Below are 21,125 nucleotides of genomic sequence, written 5' to 3' on the forward strand. Positions count from 1 at the left end.
CCCAATAAAGTTAAACAATGATGACGTGACGGTTTACTGAACGATGAAGAACGTTTCCCATATCTGACCTTCACGTTTACCCCAGCTTCACTGCAGCTAGCAAAAATGCGAAGGATAGAAAGGAAACGCTAAGGTTGTCATCTAGGATAGGCAGTACTTCCACCGCGGTGGCAATGACTGCGGAAAGGAGCCCTGGTACCGACAGAAGTAGATATCCTAGGGGTGCCGTCAGGATAAGCATTCCCACCGATCCCCAAAATCCTTTAAACCTCCTTCCATACACGTAGTTTCTCACTATCCCAGTAACCCCATCCCCGAAGGACATGAAGATTAGGGGTAACAACGCCACATATAGGTACTTGTTACCCAACTCCCAGAAGGTGGGCTCGAGAATCCACATTACCAGGAGAACAGTGCCGAAGGAGAAGGAGAAGAAGATCTCGCCCATATTATCAGACTCTTGGAACCACGACATGGGTTGCCTTAATCTCCTGATCAGCAGGTAACCCATCATGAGATAAGAGGCAACTATCACAACAAGGGGAGATGAGAGCAGGAAGGGAGATGTTACAGCAACTACTCCCCCTCCTGCCATATGTATGAACTTTCTTGCCACATACGTGTTTGTTTTTTTCGCGACAACCTTAGAAAGTTTCAGGGTCACGAGTGCTACCCAAACCACGTAAATGATCCCTATTATTGCGTCCTTGAATGTTAAGAGCATCCGACACTAAAGTAGTATTGGGGATTAAAAGATTTGGCTATTTCCATGAGCCTTTTGCAAATTGTTAAGTTTACCTAAATTTTTCTTTTGATTCTTTCTAATCTTAGGTCCTCTTCCAGTCCCTTGAGGAATCCACTCAACCATTTTTCCAACAGAGGAGCTGAGAAGTGTTCCATCCAGCCCTCATACTCAAGCCTGATCCTAACTTCACCCTGACCTATAGAGAAAATTAACCTCCCAGTACCCACATCATTACCGTGGGACACGGTATACGGATATGTTACCTCAGTGTTAGAAACAAATACATTTCCCTTAATTTCATGGTCGAAAAACATGTACCTCGCCATACCTGAAAATGACTTTCCTGATACCTCGAGTCTCTTAATTGTCGGGAAAAGCTTTGGGATGACAAACCCAGGGTCGGATAGGATTACTCTAACGGCCTCAGGAGTATGAGATGTCGGTATATTTCTGGAAATTATTAACATAAGGTTATCATAGTTATTATAAGATTCAAACTTTTTAAACTTTCCTATTATTTAACCTAAAAGTCGAATAATGGAGTTATGATAAGAAAAACTATTGGATTGGCGAAATATGCATTAATGGTACATAGTACAAGTGTGTGACGAACGAGATTTTTCCGGTAGCCGGGTTAAGTTGGACACTCTGACGCAAGAGGACCCGCAGCCTCTAAGGTAGCATTTTGAATAAGTTGCGCTCCCTGGATTATTTGAGTGAACTGATCGATGTGAGTCAGAACGTATTCTGGACTATAACCTGACAGGATATTTGGATTAACTATGGGCGTTGTTACAATGTATGTTCCTCCAGGTCCAGAGATAAGTATTGCAAAGTTGAGATGGGGAGGGTTAACGTAGAGTGCAGAGGGTTTTCCGTAGCTGGTCACTGGGACCTGGGTTTCGTACTTTATGATTAGTTGAGAAACCTGTGGCGGTAATCCCATCTGAGAGTATTCTTGCGTTAGAATTTGCTCTCCGGCCTGAACCAGTTGGCTCTCCGGTATCGGTGTGCCGTTGTAGGAGGCGTTCAGATACTCGTTATAGACGTAGGCGACGTAGAACTGCACGACCGATGTGGAATTAAACTGAGTAAAAATTAGACCAGGGATACTGGCCGGGCTATGTAGGGGGTCAGAGTAATGCAATTGATAGCTAAAGTTTCCATAGTTCTTCAGAGCATCATAGATAGACCATGAGGCTGCAGCTCCAACTGGACAACCTATCCAGGACTGCTCCACAATAATGATTTTCCCCTTTGGGGCTAGATCCTGGTTGCTGATTTTTACGAATTGACCTGCTGGGATAGACTGTGCACTGGTTACATAAATTCTTGAAAAGTAGAGAGAGAGAAAACTTACTACTACAACTATAACCGCGACTATGGCGAGTATTCTAGAGCTATACACGGTATAAAGAGCTTTTTAGCTATTATAAATGTTTTTTCGAAAGTAGAACAAGAAATTATTGAATCGTTTTAGTCAAGCTTTAGCTAGAAATTTATGGACAGGAGATTATCAGGTGTTAGTGCTAAGTACTCATTCATGAAAAGATAACTTGACGAAAGAAAACAGAGTTGTAGGGACCTACCTTGTTATATCTCGTGGGGCTCCCTCCCTACGGTGAAATCCGTGACCCCAGTGAACCTATCTAGAAAATACTCCTTAATCTTCTCCCCAGTCTCAATAAATTCGACGACAAGCTTGGCCAGTCCAGGCCCTACCTCAGCACCGTACCCATCTAAACCGCCTGCGTAAAGAATTTTGTCCGTCATGGGACCGTAAGCTGGTCTCATGTCTGGCGTCCCCTCACAGAACTCTCCGGCCGTGTAAAGGGGATGAAGAGATCCTAGTCTCTCCCTTGCCCTGTCCAAGACTTCATTCTCGTCCACAGGAATCCTTCTCCCAGGGGGAGACTCTATGGCCCTTCCGTCCCCCACAATGGCTATTCCTGTTCCAAGACCCAGGAGAGGTCTAGAGTAAAACCCTTTCTCATAGTCATATATGAAGTGGTTTCCCAATTCCTTGACCCCGCTGGCCACAAGGGTCGCCCAACAGTAATAGCTCTTCGTCTTCACCCCAAGGAGACATGGGTTCCACGGTCCCGCAACTACTAGATACTTATCGGCATGAATCTCCTTCCCATCCAAATAGACTTTCTCCTTAAGTAGGTCAATCTTAGCCTTTCCCCTCACAAACGGAACTGAGGATATTAGCCTTGAGATGTAAACAAGCCTATCTCCGCCCCTCGCAACTATACCATTAGCTTTGAGCCAGCTCACGTGTTCCTCCCTTATCTCTACGCCTGCTCTTTCCCAGGAATTCAGGATTTCACTGTCGACCTTACCAAGGGTTATTGAGATGAACTCCTTCATCGGGACTGAAAACTCTCTGTAGAAATCCAGGCTCATCCTCGCAAGCTCAATGTCCCTGTCCTTAAGAAGTAGGGAATGTATCAGACTAGGGAAGACTCTCCTTTCTCCTGACTCTATCACCTTGACCTCGTGACCTTTTCTCCTCAATAGGTGATAGAGTGAGCTTCCCAGAATACCTCTTCCAACTATTACGATCTTCAACGAGTTTTTGAAACCCTTGGAAGATATAAGATTATGGAAGTCTTTGAGGGCTTCATGCTTGAGCACAGGGATGTTATCTGGTCGGTTAAGGGATGCTACCATCCCGACGGTTACGCTGTTGCAACGCCCAGGTACTTTCAAGGAAGGAAAGTGAAAACATTGAGGGAGGGAATGGAAATAGTGAGGACTTACTTTCCAAGTTACCTACGACACGTAAGCGAAATAGGATTCGAGGTCCCTCTAGTGCCATTAAGGGAGAGCAAGGTCCTGAACCCCTTTACTAAGAGGGTGGATGACAAGTTATTGCGGGAGTTCTTGGCTTTCTTTCGGAATACTGGAGTCACTGGTAGTTACCTCTACTTAGGGGAGGGGAAAGACTTTGACCTGTTGAGCACCAATCTGGAGAACTACCAAGTTCTAGCTGAGCTTAGAAGGAGGAGGGTTACAACATCCTTGGATGAACTCAATCCCACGGAGGTAGAGGGACTTAACCCTCAGGACTTCGTCAACCTAAAGCTACATAGGGTACTGGAAGGGAAATTCAAGGGGCGACCTTACACCTTCAAAATAGTGGAATGTGAGGATTTTGGTGAAGTGACACACACCGAGAGATTTGATAATGTGCTCAGGGTAGAGAAGGCCTTAAAGCCGTTTTCCCTTCCTGCGAAATACCTGGCTTCAGAGGGAATAGTTCTGACTAGCTTTAGAACCAGGTTCACTGAAATACCAGAGGGTACAGTTCTCAGGGTGAGGGGGTTCCTCCTCCATAGAAGGGGTTTCCTAGACCTGGACCTTGACCTTGCGAAGGAGGTGAAAATACTAGAGTTTGGGAAAGGGAGTGCAACCTAGACACCATGAATCCGAAGGTGAAACCATTGGTAATGATTGTGAGTATTTCCATACCCACTTGGTCTGGAACATATTTGCCTCCCAGACCCAGTTGACTTTGAAGCAACATGAGGTTCCTTATCCTGCTATATTCCCCTCCTAAATAATAGGTGAGGGGGATGATGTTCAGAAAGGGTACTTGATTAATGACCGAAAACACCAACAATACTAGGAACATCTTCAATTGGTTATCCCGTGGAGGGGTCAGAATCCTCAGATTCTGGTATCCATACAGGTAGACAGGGGAGTTCACAGGGTGCGACTCCACGTAAGTCCTAAACTTCTCCAAAGTGGAGGAGTAAATAGAGTTTGCCTCCATCACTGTTACATATGTTTCATGTACCATTACAATACCTGATATGAAATAGATGGCCAAGAATAGGCCCGCCAGCGACGAGATCTTGCCAAGCGTGAAGCCACCGAGTAAGGAAAATGGAATGCTTAACAACGCCAATAGTCCTGATACCGAGTGTACGATTCCAAGCAATATTACGGCTATCTTGTTCATAATCCTTTTATGGAGTTGATGGGTATTTAACTTGATTCCAATGACCCATGCACACGAGAGCCATAGGGAAATGGCTCCAAAGAAACTCGGCTTCTATGTAATCACCGTAAGTACCTCCAGGTATCAGAAAATGTCTAGAAAGGAACCAGTTGTAGACGAGTCTGGAGATAAAATCAAGGAACTTATCATCTCCCACGGACATGAGTTGAAAGGTTACGCGCTAGTACCAGACGACAAGGTGAGGATATTGAAGGCAGTAATAGATGCCGTTCTGACCGAGGGAGTAGACGTGATAGTCTCCACTGGGGGCACTGGATATACCCCGTCTGACGTGACAGTTGAAAGTGTCAGGGGAATTTTAGACAGGGAAGTTGAGGGTTTTGGAGACGTGTTCAGAGCCTTGAGCCTCTCGGATCCAAAGGTGGGTCCAGCATCTTACCTAACGAAGGCTAGCGCTGGGATCCTCCGCGGGAAAATAATATATATGCTTCCAGGTTCCCCAGATGCGGTGAAACTAGGCATGGAAAAGCTAATTCTCCCAGAGGCACCTCACCTAACGTTCCTGGCCAGATCTAGCCAGTGATTAATCACTGAAGGTTTTCTTTATTTCCTCCATTAGAATAGATTTTATCTCATCATCGTTCAAAGCATTCTCTTGTACTAGCTTAACGTAAATCTTAATGGCTGTTGCCGGATCCTTCCCTGTAACAAAGTTCCTCAAAAGACCCTTGACGAAATCCACCCTCATGTTGTCATCTAAACCTTCGTACCATGTTAGGTCCTCAAGAATCGCCTTGTTCTTATCAAGAAGGCCAGAGATTTCCTCCACGAGTTTGTCGACATCCTCCTCTTTCACGTCTCCAAGCTCATCAACATAACTTGGTATACCAAGCTTCTTAGAGGCTAATGGACACAGGGTTACCTGAGAGGAGACAGGAGACTTGATGGAGGGCTCTCCATTCAACATTTCAAGGAAGGCAAAGCTACATCTTTCATCTCCGTTCACATTCCCCTTATACATGCACGTTTTGTGAACCTTTTTTCCGAGGATTCTGGATTTAATCTCGTTGGGTAAAACATCGAAGAGGAAGTTGACGTCTGTCACGCTCTTGGGCTTGGATGAAAGAAGGTATAGGCGCTCTTCAGGGGTTAATACGTAGAGCTCCTCAACCCCCTCTGGAAGTTTTAATTCCTTGCCTCTTATTAGCTCATCTAGTGAAATATTAAGCGTGAGCAACCCAAGCTTAATCCCTTGTCCATAGAAGAAACCTATTACCTTGATTGCACTTTCCATTAAATCCCTTGAGATTGGCGTTATGACTATAGACTTCCTGCTTGGTAACGAGAGCGATAAATCAAGGGATACGTTTCTAAATGTGGCCTTTTCTCTCAATTTCGGCACTATGTCTAACGAGACTGGACAGACATCGTCGCATCTACCACAAAGGTGACAGTTAGCGTACTCCTTACTCATCCCAGACACGAAAAAGCCTAGGGGAGAGTAATCCTTATCCCCTCTCTGAGCAACGTGGGGGCAAACACTAACACACTTCCCGCAAAGTATGCAACCTGAGAAAAGGTCCTGGGAATTCTCGTCAGAGAATGGATCAAGGGTCAAGGAGGATAGGTCAAGTGGTTTATTGGATAGTGCCACAAACTTGGTAACATCCTTTCTGATGAATAGGATAAGTTCCTCCACGTCGGGGAAAATGGAATAATCCAGGTCCATCGTCTTGACGCTCCCAAAGTACCTGAACCTATAATTACCCATGGAGAACGAGTAGGGCCTGCTGGGAGACATGTCTTCCAGTTTATCTCTTAAAAGTTCTTGTCTAGCTAACGGAAAGGCAACTTGAAGGATGGATGAATTCCCCTTCTTCATCACGGTAATATCACGAAATGGTGGTATCCCTGTGCTAAACCAATACTTCACCCTGTTGATCACGAAGTCAAAGCTCCTTTCTAATTTCATATATGAAAGAGGCCTCGGATCCTTTCTGATAATAACTGCCGATATTATTCCGCCCCTGAATAGACCACGATATTCCTCGCCATTCATGACTGCCTCAACCTCAACCCTTCTCCTTATGGGACCAAATTCATTGAAGCCAAATCCTGCATCCTCAAAATGGACTGACCCACCCACCGATGCTTCCTCTAACCCAAAGACCTCAATGTTATACTTTAGGAGATCGGACCAGGGGGTTCCAGGTAACACCCTCACCCTGTCTCCCAGATCCTCAACTCCCCTCTGATCTACTAGGTCCAGTATTATGTCCCCCTGTTCCCCTCTAAAGTACTCATATCTGGGCGTTCCTCCGCTTAATAGATCCTGGACTCCCGTAACCCTTATTACCTTCTTGGGTTGGGCACCCCTCTTGGTCCGAGACAGCGCTGAGTAAATAACACCTGGCACGAATTCAACTTGTTACCTGATAGTTAAAATAATCTACTTAAAAGATTGAAAAGGCTGGTTAGTGTCCATTCCTGAGCTCCAAGGTCAACTTGAAAAAGCCGTTGGGAAGATCCTCGGCATCAATTAGAGCGTAGTTATATTTCTTGATAACCGGAATACAGGTTGTGATAAGACCACTATCAACCACAATGGTTAGCCTTGGTTTTCCTCCTTCCCTCTCTAACAGTGAGGCCAGATCCCTTTCGTTGGTTACTATTTCTGACATGCTTTTTAGCTGTGGTTGTTGACTTATAAAGTACATGGAATTTCTCGAGAGAATCTCAGAATCTTTAAAGGTATTTGGTGCTGATATAGCTCACATTTACACTGAGACGGCGCTCGATCCTGAGATGGGGCCCGTAGTCGCGGAGAGCTCCCTTGATTCAAGGATTATAAATAGTTTGAGGGAGGCCGGCATTGAGAGGTTTTACAAGTACCAATGGGAGTCCATGGAGGCAATATTCAACCGCGAAAATCTTGCCATCATCTCAGGCACAGGGACAGGTAAGACGGAGGCCTTCTTCGTTCCCCTACTACAACTGGCGCTCAAGGGGGAGAGATCCGTCCTTGTGTACCCTACTAAGGCCCTGGCAAGAGATCAACTGGTCAGAATGAGGTGGCTAACCAAGGATCTCCTAGACGTTAGGATCGCGGTCCTAGATGGGGATACGCCCCAAAGGGTGAGGGAGGAGATATATGAAAATCCGCCCGAGATCTTGATCACAAACCCTGATATGATCCATTTGGGGCTTTCGCTCTCCCCTAGATTTAGGTCACTCGTCAGGGGAGCGGACCATTACGTAGTGGATGAAATGCACGTGTATGACGGTGTTTTAGGCTCTCACCTACGTAGGATCTTAGATAGGATAAGGGAACTTAATCGAGAGATCCACGTTATTGGTGCCAGCGGAACTGTGGAAGCTACACCCCTGCTCCTTAACGAGCTATTTGGCGTTGAGGGGAAGGTGATTAGAGGGGTTCCGAGAAGGCGAGGGATGGCGATTCATGCCCTCGTGGCGTCCAACGGTGTAAGTAGATGGACCCTTTCGGCTTACCTAGCAGGCTTAATGGTGAAGGAGGGGTTGAAGACCTTGATTTTCGTGGACTCCCAGCAGATGGCAGAGAGACTGGCAAAGATGGCAGAGAGGTTTGGGGCCAACCTAGCGGTTCATAGGGCTGGTATCTTGGCTAACGAGAGGGTTGAAGTTGAGGAGAAACTGAGAAAGGGAGAACTTCAGGGAGTAGTAGCTACCCCTACCCTGGAACTGGGGATTGATATAGGTAGCCTGGACGTTGTGATAATGAGCGAGAATCCGCCCAGTTACCCCAAATACTTGCAGAGGGCAGGAAGAGCGGGAAGAAGGAACAAGCTAGGCCTAGTCTTCACAGTGATGGGGGATAATCCCATTGATTCCTATTTCCTTAGGAGGCCTCATGAGTTCTTCAATAGGAAACTCACTCCCATAACCTTCGATAACACCAACCTCGAGGTCCTTAAGGTCCACGCTGCAGCTTACCTTGTCGAGAAATACGCTGTGAAGAGAGATGAACTTCCAGCCCTATGGGTGAAGGCCCTTGACGAACTGGCAAAGGAGAAGGTTATAACAGAGAGAAAGGGAACTTATTACGCTACTCCAAGAACCACGTCCTTCGTCAGGTCGAGTTCCCTTAGAAGTGCGGGTCCTGTGGTGGACATCGTTGAGAACAGGAAAATCGGCGAGAGGGAGCTCCCTGCAGCTCTATTTGACCTGTACCCTGGTGCGACCTACCTGGTCTCTAAGAGAAGCTATCAAGTGAAGAGTCTAGACTTGAAGAGTCTAGAGGCAAAGGTAGAGAGGACTAAGGATGAACAGGACTACTATACCAAGCCCCTCTACAAGGTAGACATGAAGGAGTTCAGGGAAGTTGAGAGCAGAAAGGTACTTGGATTGCCGGTAAAATACGGGGAGATTAAGGTCACGGTTTCAGTGGTGGGCTACGTGATCTTTGACTACTACTCAAAGAGGGAGAAACCAAGGGCTGAGGTGGAGTACGATGACCCCATAGAGTTCACTTACGATACTAAGGGCCTTGTGATAAAGCATCCTATCCTGGAGGATTGGGATCTCCTCTCATCAATGGAGGCATATCACGCGACTGAGCACGTTCTAATAGCAGCCGGGAGGGTCGTGGCGGGTGGTTCAATCACTGACCTATCTGGGATAAGCTATCCCTCAGGACATGTGGTGATTTACGACTCAACCATAGGGGGTAATGGGGTCTCACGTCTCCTATATCAGCGCCTGGAGTCGGCCTACGACATTGCCCTAGATATAGTGAGAGGTTGTGATTGCGAGGACGGATGCCCTAAGTGCATATTTGACCCGTACTGTGGAAACAACAACAAAGTTCTCTCCAAGAAGAAGTCCATGAGATTGATTCAAACAGTGATGGAAGGTGAAGACACCGAGTACACCCCACCAGATGGGGAGAGCGTGAGGTAGATCACCGTTCACGTCACCACGGGGTAACTGAACAACCGCACCGTTAATCGTGACGCCCATTTAGTTAAAGTTAAATCGTGAGCCTCACATTCGGGTTAGATCACCAGTGTGTAGCGTAACAGGAGTTCTTATCATGGACCCCAGCAAATACGCTGAAGTTAATCAGAAGTTAAAGTCGATCCTGATCAGGGCTGAGGATAGGGGTAGAGACAGTTTTGGAGTTATTGCCGTTGAGGAGGACGGACATGTTAGGTCTGTCAAGTCGCTTGGGAGACCCTCACTTAACCAGGAGAAACTGGATGGAATAATCACCGAGAAAACTAGGGTTCTGGTGGCAAATAACAGGGCAGAGCCAACTACCGAGTTCGTTAGGTTCAAGATGGAGAGGGATATCCAACCTTTCCTTGGGGATAGATTCATCGTGTCCCACAACGGCATCATTGCAAACGACAAGGAGATTGAGAAAAAGTATGAAATAAAGAGACTCACCACGATTGACAGTGCCATCCTCCCTCCTCTCCTTGATAAGAAGTGGGATGGTAAACTTGAAACCCTTAGGGACATCCTGAAGGAATTGAGGGGGAGCTACGCTCTGGTCATCGCTGACAGGGAAAGGCCTGACAGAATATTCCTGGGACAGAACTTTAAACCCCTGTACATGGCCTATGACGTAGATTTGAACGCTGTGTTCTTCACCTCGCTTGATGACTATTTTGACGTTAAGCCCTTCGACCACGTTAACGTTAGGAAGCTAGAACCATACTCGGTGGTGGAGGTAACACTGAACAAGGAATTCAGGACACTGTCCCTTTATGCACAACCTAGGAGGAGGGCCCTCGTTATAGCCAGCGGTGGTCTAGACTCTACCGTCGCTGCAACCAAGATGATCAGGGAAGGTTATCAGGTCACACTCCTTCATTTCAACTACCATCACAAGGCAGAGGAAAAGGAAAGGGAAGCAGTCAGGAAGATAGCCTCATACCTCAACGCGGATCTAATGGAGATAAACACGGATCTATTTTCCTTGATCGGGAATGCCACCCTACTCAAGGGAGGAGGGGAGATAGTCAAGGACAGGAAAGGAGAAGAGGGGGCTGAGTTCGCCCACGAGTGGGTTCCAGCAAGAAACGCGATCTTCTTCACAGTTGCCATGGCCATAGCTGAGGCCAAGGGTTACGACGCCATAGTTTCAGGGATAAACCTTGAGGAGGCTGGAGCTTACCCAGATAACGAGATGGAGTTCGTGAGGATGTTTCAGAGGCTTTCTCCATATGCCGTAGGTCCAGAGAAACGGGTCGACGTATTAATGCCCGTGGGGAATCTGGTGAAGCACGAAATAGTCAAGTTAGGGCTGGAGATAGGTGCACCACTTCATCTAACCTGGAGTTGTTACGAGGGAGGAGAGAAACATTGCGGAAAGTGCGGTCCATGTTACATGAGAAGGGTAGCATTCGAGATAAATGGAGTTAAGGATCCTGTAGAGTACGAGTCACTTGATGATCAGAGCAGGCACTAGGAATATTGCTATCATAATGTTGATAAGTACGATCAACGACAGTATCGTGTAGAGAACGTCCTTGTTCTTGGCAAAATCTCCTATGAGAAGTGCAACTCTTATCACTGGTGTGGCTATGAGAATGATGAGACCCATGTAAATGAAGGAGAGGCCATCAAGCTTGGGTATTCCCTGGATCACCTTCTCAGGCGTCGTGGTGGAGGTGTTAACGAGGGAATGAACACTCCCAATCTGTTCCAGGGTTAGACCCTGTGCTCCTCCCTGTATGAAGATGAGGGCCACCCCCGTCACCACGAAGGCTATACTTATCACCACTCCCGCAATTAACGTGTAACTTATTACGTCCTCTATCTCCATCAGAACACCCCCAACCCCCTAAGGATCATTTGTATTCCAAGGAACGCCAGTATTACCAGGAACACAGCCCTGATCCTCTTGTTCTTCAGCCTGACAAGAACCCTAGTCCCCACCAGGGAGCCTATTAGAACCCCTATGGCAGTTGGGGCAGCTAGAAAGGGCTGAATGTAACCCAATGCCCAGTAAATTCCACTCCCAGTAGCAGCTGTAACCCCTATCATGAAGTTACTCGTAGTAGTTGTGACCTTCATGGGCAAATTCATGGCGTAGTCCATTCCTATTACTTTGAGAGCACCAGAACCTATTCCCAGTAATCCAGATATGAACCCAGCGAAGAACATCACGATCAGGCCGAGCCACCACCTAACTCCCCAGTACTTGACGGTAGTGTTATTTGCAGGGTCGAAATACTCCCCGTAAAGGTTTAGGAGCTTTGTGGTCCAATCCGGTGGTTTAGGAGTTGGGAACTCACCCTTCATCTTCTTGAGCGTGGGATATATGGAGAAAAGGAGAACTATTCCAAATACAATATAAACTAGGTACTGAAGATGTAAAGAGTAAATGTAAGCCACAGTCAAGGAACCGACAATTGACCCCGCGGTAGTTGCGATCTCCAGTGAGATCCCTATTCTAACGCTAGTGATCCTCTCCTTAACATATGCCGAAGCGGAACCGCTGGACGTGGCTATTGTGGAGATCAGACTAGAACCAGTTGCGTAAATAATGGGTATTCCCAGGTAGAGAGTTAGGATCGGTACCAGGACCGTCCCTCCACCCAACCCAGTAAGTGACCCTAGAAAACCCGCTAGGATGCTGAAAAGAAGGATTGACAAAAAAGTCAGTATGACACTCATAATAATCGTGATTCATCACTATTCGCCATTTTTAAAACCAACCACCTATTCTTACGGTAACATTGCAATTTAAACTCTAAGGGGGTTAATTTTTATCTTCTTACTAGATTATAGTTATGAAAATCTGAAAGAAGAGGCCACAAAACTAAGCAAACGCTAAGATATATTTAATACCTTTCTCTCGCAATTTGTAATATGGATGGAATAACTGCAGGTTTCCTTAAACTCAAGGAATTAGTGGGAGAGGCCAGGGCATTCAAGCTCGAGGACCAATACACGTTGGTTGGAATCAGAAAATTGAGTTGCAAGGAGAAGTCCAAGATAGTGGATAGGGTACTGGACGAAGTTTACAAGTACGGAGATAGTTTCAATTTAACAATACTTCTCCTAGGAGAGGATGGATTAGAGAAGGTTAAGGATAGCCTTGGGGAGGACATAACTCAAGAACTCGTAGCAAAACTGGAAAAGTCGTAAAGCCTTACACTCTTGTTAACGGCGTTATCCATCATGGCTATGCAGTAAGAGCCCATCCTCACCAATTCCTTTCCTGCCTCGTTTTTAGGCGCTCCTTTTTCCAAGTTCCTGAATCCCTCCCTGATCTTTCCCATGGGTGATAGATCCTCTGTAAGAAACATGTTTACTGCTAGAATGAAGATCTCCCTCAACGTCTTGAAGTTACTGGCCATACTCTCTAGTTCTTCCCTTTTAATTTCCCTCAGGAAGAACATGAGATGGGTGATGAACCTTCCGAGGTCTCTCATGGCTATTGCAAACAATATCACGTCCTTAGGATATAACTGGAAATTAATCTCGTCGTCCCTCTGCACTCCGACTGCAATCATCCTTATGAGAAGCCTGTAGTCCTTGTTTAATATGGAAATCCTAGCTAGAAGATCCTCCCTCATCTCATTCGTGAAATTACCGAGAAGAAGTTCTACGTCGTTCAGAATGTTTTCTATCTTAGTGATGAACTGCTTCATGGATTCTATGAGGTTCCCATTCAGGTTTACGTTTACCCTGAACGTGATACTATCGAATGACTCTGACTCGACCTCGAGTCCGTAACACTGTAACTGTAGTTCCCTTAGTTCCTTCTTCACTTCAAGGGGTATTACCGAGCCTGATTTTACCACTATCCTGTCAAGTCCCTGCATGTAATAGGTGACTATGAGGTACTTCGTTGTCTCAAGGTCGCCCAACTCAATGACCTTCTCAAGGTTAGGCTTCACTGGAGGCCTTATCTTGAGACCGTCATAGACCTCGTAAACCTTCAATCCGCTCTTAACATCAAGTTTCATCTTTCTTACCCAATCACTAGGAAGAGAGATGATGTAGCTTCCTCCCTTGATTTTCTGCAATCTCCTTACATTCATTATTTATAGACATGAATATTTGTTTAAAAGATTATGCATTAAATGAAAAGGGTATATATGGCTTTAGATGAATATACAGTAATATAGAACGTCATCCTATACAAAGATTCCTTCAGGATCAAGAGCTGACTTTAGCCTAAGAAACGATTGAGTGGGTTTAGGCAAGCACTCCTCCTCACATCCCTTCTCCCCTAGGACCTTGAGACCCCTCGCCCTAAGTTTACCCATGTCCTCTCCGTTGTAGACTCTAGAGTATCCTGAACCATAATAGGAAACTATGCACTCCGCCTTTACCTCCTTCACTGACTCCCTCTCAAGGCCCCTTGTGGAGATGATGGAGTAAACCCTCTCCCCCGAGCATTCTGGAACCTCCGCTTGCCTGTAGTCCTTGGTAACCCTTCTCACGTAGTTAGAGTGTCCCAAAAACCACGCTATCATCTGTTCATTCTCCTTCTTGTACACGGTCACACCTACGGCACCGCGGAGAATTGCATCATTTATCTGCTCAGGTTTTATCTCCGCAGGGAAAATCTCCTCTGGCAATGGGATCACCCTCACAATCACGTCCAAATACACCCCAAGTCTACCCAGAGCCCCGGACATGGCCTTCCATATCTTGTATCCAGAGGAGAACTTCGGAGTCTTGCTTCCTGTCTTGATTACTTCTCCTAACCCCGTTAGAACCCTAGCCCCTAGAAGCCAATCTCTTGGATATCCGTGAAATAGACTGAAGTGAAACGGTAAGTTGAGGGAGGCGAATCCCCCCACGCTTCCCTCATGCACAAAGGGGATCCAGAGCCCCTCTCTCCTTAGGACTTCTAGTAATTCACGAAATGGAGTCCCAGACCTTACAGTGGCGTAAAGATCTCCTATGGAACTCTCCAACACTCCAGCGTACCTGAGGGTGGAGAGGTAAACGTCAGCACTCACCTTTTCCCCCACGTGACTTTGTCGCGTTCCAACCACATGTGCCTTTAATCCTCTCCCCCTAACCAGGTTAACTACGTCCCTGAACTCCTCCGCGGTCGCAGGTTCAACAATGACAGAGACTCTAGAGTCTTCCATTATCTTGATAGGGGCGATCTTTTCTAGATCGTCAACCCACATTACGATTTAATAGGGATACTGAACTATTTAAGGTGATGAACCTACACGATGAGTTGGCCTCCATCGTGGGAGACGAGTGGGTAATAACTGGGCAGGAGGCTAAGCTTTACTCCTACGACGGATTTACCGCAGTGGAAGGAGACCCCTCGATGGTGGTATTACCAGGTAACGAGGAGGAGGCAATCAGAGTTGTGAGATTACTCCTTGAGAAGGGAGCGAAGTTCGTCATGAGAGGAACAGGGACCAGTCTCAGCGGAGCCACTGTTCCCTTGGATGGGGAAGTAGTGGTTGGAATGGCTAGGCTAAACAGGGTGTACTCCCAGTCTGGCCTAGAGATTGAGGTAGGCCCTGGGATAGCAAACGTAATGGTGACTAAGAACGCGCCTCCACACCTGTTTTACGCTCCAGATCCATCCAGTTATACCGTATCCTCAATAGGGGGTAACATATCCCACGACTCTGGAGGTGTTCACGTGGTAAAGTATGGCCCCACGGTTAACAGCGTATTGGGCGTAAGGGTGATCCTACCTCACGGGGAGGTAGAGGACCTAGAGTATGGTCCATTTCTGTCAGCCCTACCCATATTTGTGGGCTCCGAGGGGACTCTAGGGGGGATCTTGAGAGCTAGGCTCAGGCTCTTTCCAAAGCCAGCAACCAGGAAGAGCATGTTTGCCACATTTGACAGCGTGAGAGACGCAGGGAGAGCTGTGGTCGGAATATTTAAGGCAGGAGTTATACCCTCCGCGCTGGAGATGATGGACAGGAATACCATAAGGGTAGTTGAGAGGAGTAGGTACAGGGCCAACGCTCCAGACGTGGAGGCACTCCTCCTCATAGAGCTAGATGGAAGTGAAGAGGCAGTTAACGAGCAGGAGATCCTGGTGAGCCAGGTAATCAAGGATAACAACGGAGAGAGAATATATCCAGATGACGGTGGAACAAAGCTCTGGAATGCTAGGAAGGGAGCATTCCCAGCAATGGGGGTAGTTGCCCCGGCATACCTAACCCTAGACTGTAACGTTCCCAGGGAGGCCTTACCTGATGTCCTCGCAGGTGTAGCGGAAATAGGGAGGAAAAAAGGTGTTCTAGTTGCAAACGTCTTTCATGCTGGAGACGGAAATCTTCATCCCCTCATTCCCTACTACCCGGATAAGGCTGAAAGCCTGAAGTTAGCCCTAGAAACTAGCGCAGAGATTATGAAACTTGCTCTGAGAATGGGAGGGGTGCCTTCGGGGGAACATGGAATAGGGATTGAGAAATTGAAGTACATGGACATGTATTACACCGAGGAGGAACTCCAGGTTCAAAGGAGAATCAAGAGGACATTTGACCAGGATAACCTCCTGAATCCCTGTAAGCTCCTCGGAGGGTGCAAGCCCAGGAACGAGGTTACGAGGTGGATGTGGGAATGGGACTAGAGGATGCATGCGTGCATTGTGGTTTCTGCCTTGAAGCTTGTCCCACCTACGTGGTTACAAGGTCAGAGATTCACTCACCACGTGGAAGGATAACCTCAGTGAGGTTGGGAATCTCCAGTGAGGGGATAGAGACCTGCATGTTCTGCAGGAGATGCGAACTGGCCTGCCCCAGTGGTGTAGAGTATGGAAAGTTGATACATAACGTGAGGCAGGAGAATGCCGCGAAAAAGGCCCTAAACCTAGTCATGGAGAAACCCTACCTTGCTTATAGACTCTTCAAGTCAAGTAAGGGATTGAATTCTCGCCTAGTCAGGAGGATTCACGAGCTCATACCCAACATGGATGAACCTCTAGAGTACAGAGAGGAGAGTCCAGAGGTTATACTTTTCCCTGGATGTCTCATGTCAGTAGCGTTTAGGAAAACAGTTGATAACGCGCTTCACTTCATTAAGTCTCGAGGATACAGGGTTGAGATCGTGAACGGGTGCTGTGGTCTGTCACATTACAGTGAGGGAGATAAGGCAAGAAGCAATGCCCTGATCCAACAGCTCAATGAGAAGTTCAAGGGAAAGAGAGTGGTTTCCCTATCCTCAAACTGCAGTGCCCATATGCGCGAAATGGGCCTCGAGATTGAGGACTTCTCTGAGTTTGCCCTATCGGAGCTAAGGGATGAGAGGAGGGAACTCATCGTCACAGTTCACGATCCCTGCCACGCCAATCTCCTTGGAATAACCAAGGTTACAAGAAAGGTCGTGGAAAAACTAGGAATAAGGGTGGTGGAGATGGACGAACCATCGTTCGAATGTGGAGCGGGAGGAGGATACTTCATTCATCACCCCGAAATAGCTGACAAGGTCATGGAGGTTAAGGCTGAAAAGGTGAAAAAATCAGGGCAGAAGCTCGTTCTGTCCACAAATCCAGCCTGCTCCCTTGCACTAGCGTTTAAGGGATTTAAGCCCGTGCATCTAGCTGATGTGTTGGAGGGAGTTGAGAACCTCAATCCTAGCTAGGTTGCTCTCCTCCATTAGATCTAAGCCACTTTCCTGAATTGTCTGAATCACTTCGTCGCCCAAGTTTGGTTTCACATATATTCGTGGACAATCCCTGACCTCTGCTAAATCCTCTAGATCCTTACCATTCTCCGAAATCCTTACCGAGATTCCCCAGTCGCAGTTAACGCATATCTGTCTCCTTGTGGGTCTCGGTATCACGTAAAGCTGAACCTCTGGCCTAGCTATGGAACCAGAGGGATGGAACCACTTGATGGCCTCAAGCCCTAGCCTAAGAAAACCTGCCCCTATGTTCTTACCTGCCACAGGGTAAGGAAACCTTTCTGCCAAATACATTCCCGCTATTTCATCGGCATCCAGTCCTCTTCCCATCACGAGCCTGGAAAACCATTGGGCCTCGAAATAGGCCTTCACGAATTCCCGATCCAGTTGAAGCATGTTTATACACTTTAAACAAGGGATATATATACATTATGGTAGTTTAACTTATTTTAATTATTTTAACTATTTAATTGGCCGTATTACTGCCCTTGGTCCCTTTTATAGAGTATTCAGGGAATAGTCTAGACATGATTGTGACAGTAATCAATCAAAAGGGAGGAGTAGGGAAGACAACAACGGCAGTGAATCTAGCGTATGCCCTGTCCAAGGGAAGAAACGTGGGTCTTCTTGACATTGATCCTGAGGGGGGTACTTCTTTCTCCTTTGGCATAAGGAGGGATAAAAAGGAGTTTCCCCTGGGAGGAAAAAGCGTGAATATCTTTAATATCGAGATCTTCCCTGCCCACCTAGGGCTATTGAAACTGGAACTGGGTGGAGAAGTTGAGGAAGTAGTTAAATCGATAAAATCGATTGCAGAAGGTTTTGACGTTTTAGTGATAGATACCCCGCCCAACTTAGGAACACTGGCAGTTGCTTCCATGATAGCTGCGGACAGGGTTATTTCACCCGTGACGCCACAACCCTTGGCCATAGAGGCGGTGAGAAATCTAGACTCCAGGCTCCAGAGTCTAGAGAAAAGGGCCATAGCCTTCGCCAGCATGTCAAAGAAGCCGATGGATATAGAACTTAGGGCTGTGAAGTTTGTCCAGATCTACGTTCCACCGTCAAAGCTCTTCTCTGAATCCTCTAGACTCGGTGTTCCCGCCTCTAGATATGAGGAAGTAAAGCTGAAGAAACCCAAGATAGCCAAGATCTACGAGGAATTGGGAAAGGTGGCTCTGAGTGAGTGAGCTAGATTTTTTGCTGAAGAGAAAGAAGAAGACCGAAGGAGTTCAGGGAGGAGAGAGTGGAGGGCAGAGAGTAGAGAGTAGAGTTCAGGGAGGAGAGAGTGGAGGGCAGAGAGTAGAGAGTAGAGTTCAGGGAGGAGAGAGTGGAGGGCAGAGAGTAGAGAGTAGAGTTCAGGGAGGAGAGAGTGGAGGGCAGAGAGTAGAGAGTAGAGTTCAGGGAGGAGAGAGTGGAGGGCAGAGAGTAGAGAGTAGAGTTCAGGGAGGAGAGAGTGGAGGGCAGAGAGTAGAGAGTAGAGTTCAGGGAGGAGAGAGTGGAGGGCAGAGAGTAGAGAGTAGAGTTCAGGGAGGAGAGAGTGGAGGGCAGAGAGTAGAGAGTAGAGTTCAGGGAGGAGAGAGTGGAGGGCAGAGAGTAGAGAGTAGAGTTCAGGGAGGAGAGAGTGGAGGGCAGAGAGTAGAGAGTAGAGTTCAGGGAGGAGAGAGTGGAGGGCAGAGAGTAGAGTCCATACAGATCTCTCCAGAGACTGATAGTCATCAGAACGGAAATACGGAGCAAACCACACAGACAGTTACCCAAACTTCAGTAGATCAGACCAGTCTTGAACAACTAATGGAATCACTCCTGGATAAGGATCCTAAAATAGGAGTTTGGAGCTATCCGGGCTACGCGGTACTACAGTACCTGTATCATACAAAGCCTGGGTTTAGAATGAGTAAGGTAGCCAAAGACGCACTAGAATTAGGATTAAAACAGCTTTATCCAGATCTCTACTCTAAAGCCGAGTCCTTAGCTAGACAGAAGGGACTAATCAAATGAGATATTTTGAAACGATAAACCAAAGCGGATAATTTCCGCTGAATAGGTTTACTTCCCTGTTTCTCTTCAGTCTAGAACCTAGACTGGAGATACGTATTACATCCCTTGCCATTTCACCTATAGAATAAAACCCGTGGTCAATTACTTTCTAAACTGGAGATCGCCTAATCACGGAAATGTCCCCTTCAATGAAGTCCAATACAGGTGGGTGAATGCTTTCTTCATTTCGTAAAATAATGAAGACGCTCCATAAATTGAACTTTTCTCAAAGTTCATCCTGACCAGATATCCTTTCTTTGAACTTGCGTAGACAGCACAGATTGCGCTTCCATCATATACCTTTCTGCTACCTGCCTGTGTCATGGAAATGATGTTATCCGACACAACTTTAGCCTCATAATGCGCCTTGGAGCCTGTCTTGGGCGGTGTCATTATATTATTGGCGTCACCTATCACGAACACGTTATCGTAATTCTTGTACCTTAGGCTGGTTCTATCCACTGGAATGAAACCGCTTTGATCCGTCATCTCCTTGAACTCGTTACCCACAGTGACTGGAGGATCAATCAATGCCAGGTCGTACTGGACTTTCTCTCCGCTTTCAGATTCTATCACTTTCTGCTTCTCATCTACCTTGGCTATCCTGAAGCCTCTCTTGATCTCGATCCCTAGTTCCTTGGCCCTCCTTCCAAAAGCCTCTGACATGGGCCTCTGGATCTCTGGCGGATTGGAGACAGGGTTAAGCAGAGTCACCTTGGCCTTAGGGAACTTCTCCTTGAGAAGGAAGGCAAACTCAAAGGGGGCAGCAGGACACTTAATAACACCCGAATACCCCACAACTATGGAGTTCCCCGTGAACGCGTTCACCAATTCCCTGAGCTTCTTTCCCTCCTCTAGGGTATGCCAACCCATGGTTCCCTCAATCTTCTTGCTCACTGCACCGGGAGACAGTACTAGGTAATCGTAGTCCAATCTCTTGTCCCCAACCATGACGTAATGATCCTCAACCACTACCTTAGTAGCTCTTCCCTTCACCCACTTAACCGGTAACAGAGAGTCTAGACTCTTCACTATGGACTCTTCCCTTTCATGTCCCAGGACATAATCCACAATACCTGGTTGATAGAGGTGGGTATCAGAAGGCTCAACGACAGTCACGTCCAGTCCCTTCCCGTGAAGCCTATTGGCCACCACGAGCCCGCCATTGCCTCCTCCTACAATGACTACTTTACTCATAGTTAACATCGTTTATCTTGCAGAAAGAATATTTAAGATAATCCCTAATTATTCAATTGATTCAAGTGAGGCTTGAGAGCGCAGTGATTATGGCTGGGGGTAAGGGAACCAGGCTCTCCCCGCTGAAGCCCGTGATGGAAGTATGCGGGAAGCCCATGATCCAGTGGGTAGCGGAACTGGCCATGAGATATGCGTCACAGGTTTACATTGCAACGGTGAAGGGACATCCAGCAGAGGAGAAACTAAGGAAGATACATAGGGTACTATATACCTCGGGCCTTGGTTACGAGAATGACGTTGTAGAGGCCGTTTCCTCGGTGAAGCTACCGGCACTTGTTCTTCCGAGCGATGTACCCTTCCTGGATGGGGATACCATTGAAATCTTGATCAGGGAGTGCAACTCCTCCATATGTACCCTCCTAAGTCAAGGGAAATTCGTCGGTGTTAGCCTTTGGAGGGCTCTCGATTTGGAGGACTATCAGTCGATTGACTACCCCAGAAAGATCGTTAATGTGAATACATGGAATGACCTTACGGAAATAAATAAATTATGTTAAG

The 21,125-nt window shown here is 46.9% G+C and carries 23 protein-coding genes; 10 read left to right on the plus strand and 13 right to left on the minus strand.

Features of this window, described 5'->3' with window-relative positions; genetic code table 11:
• Nucleotides 1-76 precede the first annotated feature (76 nt).
• The 4 genes from MSED_RS02740 to MSED_RS02755 form a co-directional block, all read right to left on the minus strand.
• Nucleotides 77-724 (minus strand): hypothetical protein, encoded by a 648-nt coding sequence (locus MSED_RS02740; protein WP_012020500.1) that lies wholly within the window; start codon nt 722-724, stop codon nt 77-79.
• A 74-nt stretch (nt 725-798) separates the two neighbouring features.
• On the minus strand, nt 799-1,212 hold the full coding sequence (locus MSED_RS02745; protein WP_012020501.1) for a DUF3211 domain-containing protein: 414 nt from the start codon (nt 1,210-1,212) through the stop codon (nt 799-801).
• 167 nt (nt 1,213-1,379) lie between these two features.
• Nucleotides 1,380-2,153 (minus strand): DUF929 domain-containing protein, encoded by a 774-nt coding sequence (locus MSED_RS02750; RefSeq protein WP_012020502.1) that lies wholly within the window; start codon nt 2,151-2,153, stop codon nt 1,380-1,382.
• A 185-nt stretch (nt 2,154-2,338) separates the two neighbouring features.
• The gene (locus MSED_RS02755; RefSeq protein ID WP_012020503.1) at nt 2,339-3,319 is read right to left on the minus strand and encodes an NAD(P)-binding protein; all 981 of its coding nucleotides are present in this window, start codon (nt 3,317-3,319) and stop codon (nt 2,339-2,341) included.
• A 33-nt stretch (nt 3,320-3,352) separates the two neighbouring features.
• Here MSED_RS02755 and MSED_RS02760 point away from each other — a divergent pair, with 33 nt between their 5' ends.
• Nucleotides 3,353-4,168: a hypothetical protein gene (locus tag MSED_RS02760; RefSeq protein WP_012020504.1), complete on the plus strand. Its 816-nt coding sequence runs from the start codon at nt 3,353-3,355 to the stop codon at nt 4,166-4,168.
• Here MSED_RS02760 and MSED_RS12135 read toward each other — a convergent pair.
• The gene (locus MSED_RS12135; protein WP_012020505.1) at nt 4,062-4,715 is read right to left on the minus strand and encodes a hypothetical protein; all 654 of its coding nucleotides are present in this window, start codon (nt 4,713-4,715) and stop codon (nt 4,062-4,064) included. The two genes, MSED_RS02760 and MSED_RS12135, sit on opposite strands and share 107 nt — an antisense overlap.
• A gap of 40 nt (nt 4,716-4,755) precedes the next feature.
• Between MSED_RS12135 and MSED_RS02765 the strand changes: the two genes are divergently transcribed.
• Nucleotides 4,756-5,298, plus strand: a complete 543-nt coding sequence (locus MSED_RS02765) for a MogA/MoaB family molybdenum cofactor biosynthesis protein (RefSeq protein ID WP_012020506.1) — start codon at nt 4,756-4,758, stop codon at nt 5,296-5,298.
• On the opposite strand, the gene MSED_RS02770 is transcribed toward MSED_RS02765, so the two are convergent.
• Both MSED_RS02770 and MSED_RS02775 read right to left on the minus strand, forming a co-directional pair.
• The gene (locus MSED_RS02770) at nt 5,299-7,131 is read right to left on the minus strand and encodes a 4Fe-4S dicluster domain-containing protein (RefSeq protein WP_012020507.1); all 1,833 of its coding nucleotides are present in this window, start codon (nt 7,129-7,131) and stop codon (nt 5,299-5,301) included.
• Between the two features lie 58 nt (nt 7,132-7,189).
• On the minus strand, nt 7,190-7,396 hold the full coding sequence (locus tag MSED_RS02775; protein ID WP_012020508.1) for a hypothetical protein: 207 nt from the start codon (nt 7,394-7,396) through the stop codon (nt 7,190-7,192).
• A 34-nt stretch (nt 7,397-7,430) separates the two neighbouring features.
• Here MSED_RS02775 and MSED_RS02780 point away from each other — a divergent pair, with 34 nt between their 5' ends.
• Nucleotides 7,431-9,653 carry a DEAD/DEAH box helicase gene (locus MSED_RS02780; RefSeq protein WP_012020509.1) on the plus strand — a complete coding sequence of 741 codons (2,223 nt, stop codon included), beginning with the start codon at nt 7,431-7,433 and terminating at the stop codon, nt 9,651-9,653.
• A 106-nt stretch (nt 9,654-9,759) separates the two neighbouring features.
• Entirely contained in the window at nt 9,760-11,169 is a 1,410-nt protein-coding gene (queC, locus tag MSED_RS02785; RefSeq protein ID WP_012020510.1) for a 7-cyano-7-deazaguanine synthase QueC, read from the plus strand.
• Here queC and MSED_RS02790 read toward each other — a convergent pair.
• Both MSED_RS02790 and MSED_RS02795 read right to left on the minus strand, forming a co-directional pair.
• A complete protein-coding gene (locus tag MSED_RS02790) occupies nt 11,143-11,526 on the minus strand; it encodes a DUF1634 domain-containing protein (protein ID WP_012020511.1) in 384 nt (127 codons plus the stop codon). The genes queC and MSED_RS02790 overlap by 27 nt on opposite strands.
• Nucleotides 11,526-12,380, minus strand: a complete 855-nt coding sequence (locus MSED_RS02795) for a sulfite exporter TauE/SafE family protein (protein ID WP_012020512.1) — start codon at nt 12,378-12,380, stop codon at nt 11,526-11,528. The genes MSED_RS02790 and MSED_RS02795 overlap by 1 nt, the downstream gene beginning before the upstream one ends.
• Nucleotides 12,381-12,575: 195 nt before the next feature.
• On the opposite strand from MSED_RS02795, the gene MSED_RS02800 reads away from it, so the two are divergent.
• On the plus strand, nt 12,576-12,854 hold the full coding sequence (locus MSED_RS02800; protein WP_012020513.1) for a hypothetical protein: 279 nt from the start codon (nt 12,576-12,578) through the stop codon (nt 12,852-12,854).
• Here the strand turns inward: MSED_RS02800 and MSED_RS02805 are convergent.
• Both MSED_RS02805 and MSED_RS02810 read right to left on the minus strand, forming a co-directional pair.
• Nucleotides 12,821-13,753 carry an AbrB/MazE/SpoVT family DNA-binding domain-containing protein gene (locus tag MSED_RS02805; protein ID WP_012020514.1) on the minus strand — a complete coding sequence of 311 codons (933 nt, stop codon included), beginning with the start codon at nt 13,751-13,753 and terminating at the stop codon, nt 12,821-12,823. The genes MSED_RS02800 and MSED_RS02805 overlap by 34 nt on opposite strands.
• A gap of 96 nt (nt 13,754-13,849) precedes the next feature.
• The gene (locus MSED_RS02810) at nt 13,850-14,860 is read right to left on the minus strand and encodes an FAD-binding oxidoreductase (RefSeq protein ID WP_012020515.1); all 1,011 of its coding nucleotides are present in this window, start codon (nt 14,858-14,860) and stop codon (nt 13,850-13,852) included.
• Nucleotides 14,861-14,895: 35 nt separating this feature from the next.
• On the opposite strand from MSED_RS02810, the gene MSED_RS02815 reads away from it, so the two are divergent.
• Nucleotides 14,896-16,278: an FAD-binding oxidoreductase gene (locus MSED_RS02815; protein WP_012020516.1), complete on the plus strand. Its 1,383-nt coding sequence runs from the start codon at nt 14,896-14,898 to the stop codon at nt 16,276-16,278.
• Nucleotides 16,230-17,288 carry a (Fe-S)-binding protein gene (locus tag MSED_RS02820; RefSeq protein WP_225938884.1) on the plus strand — a complete coding sequence of 353 codons (1,059 nt, stop codon included), beginning with the start codon at nt 16,230-16,232 and terminating at the stop codon, nt 17,286-17,288. Before MSED_RS02815 ends, MSED_RS02820 begins: the two co-directional genes overlap by 49 nt.
• Here MSED_RS02820 and MSED_RS02825 read toward each other — a convergent pair.
• Nucleotides 17,244-17,726, minus strand: coding sequence for a SegC family DNA-binding protein (locus MSED_RS02825; protein WP_012020518.1), 483 nt, complete (start codon nt 17,724-17,726; stop codon nt 17,244-17,246). The genes MSED_RS02820 and MSED_RS02825 overlap by 45 nt on opposite strands.
• 131 nt (nt 17,727-17,857) lie before the next feature.
• Between MSED_RS02825 and MSED_RS02830 the strand changes: the two genes are divergently transcribed.
• Nucleotides 17,858-18,520, plus strand: coding sequence for a ParA family protein (locus tag MSED_RS02830; protein WP_012020519.1), 663 nt, complete (start codon nt 17,858-17,860; stop codon nt 18,518-18,520).
• Nucleotides 18,513-19,331, plus strand: coding sequence for a hypothetical protein (locus tag MSED_RS11790; protein WP_012020520.1), 819 nt, complete (start codon nt 18,513-18,515; stop codon nt 19,329-19,331). Before MSED_RS02830 ends, MSED_RS11790 begins: the two co-directional genes overlap by 8 nt.
• Before the next feature lie 168 nt (nt 19,332-19,499).
• Here MSED_RS11790 and MSED_RS02845 read toward each other — a convergent pair whose 3' ends face one another.
• Nucleotides 19,500-20,567: an NAD(P)/FAD-dependent oxidoreductase gene (locus tag MSED_RS02845; protein ID WP_048060249.1), complete on the minus strand. Its 1,068-nt coding sequence runs from the start codon at nt 20,565-20,567 to the stop codon at nt 19,500-19,502.
• A gap of 65 nt (nt 20,568-20,632) precedes the next feature.
• Between MSED_RS02845 and MSED_RS02850 the strand changes: the two genes are divergently transcribed.
• Entirely contained in the window at nt 20,633-21,124 is a 492-nt protein-coding gene (locus MSED_RS02850; protein WP_225938909.1) for an NTP transferase domain-containing protein, read from the plus strand.
• Nucleotide 21,125: the final 1 nt, after the last annotated feature.

Source organism: Metallosphaera sedula DSM 5348, assembly GCF_000016605.1.
Taxonomy (GTDB): Archaea; Thermoproteota; Thermoprotei_A; order Sulfolobales; family Sulfolobaceae; genus Metallosphaera; species Metallosphaera sedula.

What these genes read in the sequence shown, in the direction of transcription:
- MSED_RS02740 (WP_012020500.1), bottom strand. Translation starts at nt 724, where the DNA reads ATGCTCTTAACATTCAAGGACGCAATAATAGGGATCATTTACGTGGTT.
- MSED_RS02745 (WP_012020501.1), bottom strand. Translation starts at nt 1,212, where the DNA reads ATGTTAATAATTTCCAGAAATATACCGACATCTCATACTCCTGAGGCC.
- MSED_RS02760 (WP_012020504.1), top strand. Translation starts at nt 3,353, where the DNA reads ATGGAAGTCTTTGAGGGCTTCATGCTTGAGCACAGGGATGTTATCTGG.
- MSED_RS12135 (WP_012020505.1), bottom strand. Translation starts at nt 4,715, where the DNA reads ATGAACAAGATAGCCGTAATATTGCTTGGAATCGTACACTCGGTATCA.
- MSED_RS02765 (WP_012020506.1), top strand. Translation starts at nt 4,756, where the DNA reads ATGACCCATGCACACGAGAGCCATAGGGAAATGGCTCCAAAGAAACTC.
- MSED_RS02775 (WP_012020508.1), bottom strand. Translation starts at nt 7,396, where the DNA reads ATGTCAGAAATAGTAACCAACGAAAGGGATCTGGCCTCACTGTTAGAG.
- MSED_RS02780 (WP_012020509.1), top strand. Translation starts at nt 7,431, where the DNA reads ATGGAATTTCTCGAGAGAATCTCAGAATCTTTAAAGGTATTTGGTGCT.
- MSED_RS02790 (WP_012020511.1), bottom strand. Translation starts at nt 11,526, where the DNA reads ATGGAGATAGAGGACGTAATAAGTTACACGTTAATTGCGGGAGTGGTG.
- MSED_RS02795 (WP_012020512.1), bottom strand. Translation starts at nt 12,380, where the DNA reads ATGAGTGTCATACTGACTTTTTTGTCAATCCTTCTTTTCAGCATCCTA.
- MSED_RS02800 (WP_012020513.1), top strand. Translation starts at nt 12,576, where the DNA reads ATGGATGGAATAACTGCAGGTTTCCTTAAACTCAAGGAATTAGTGGGA.
- MSED_RS02805 (WP_012020514.1), bottom strand. Translation starts at nt 13,753, where the DNA reads ATGAATGTAAGGAGATTGCAGAAAATCAAGGGAGGAAGCTACATCATC.
- MSED_RS02810 (WP_012020515.1), bottom strand. Translation starts at nt 14,860, where the DNA reads ATGTGGGTTGACGATCTAGAAAAGATCGCCCCTATCAAGATAATGGAA.
- MSED_RS02815 (WP_012020516.1), top strand. Translation starts at nt 14,896, where the DNA reads ATGAACCTACACGATGAGTTGGCCTCCATCGTGGGAGACGAGTGGGTA.
- MSED_RS02825 (WP_012020518.1), bottom strand. Translation starts at nt 17,726, where the DNA reads ATGCTTCAACTGGATCGGGAATTCGTGAAGGCCTATTTCGAGGCCCAA.
- MSED_RS02830 (WP_012020519.1), top strand. Translation starts at nt 17,858, where the DNA reads ATGATTGTGACAGTAATCAATCAAAAGGGAGGAGTAGGGAAGACAACA.
- MSED_RS02845 (WP_048060249.1), bottom strand. Translation starts at nt 20,567, where the DNA reads ATGAGTAAAGTAGTCATTGTAGGAGGAGGCAATGGCGGGCTCGTGGTG.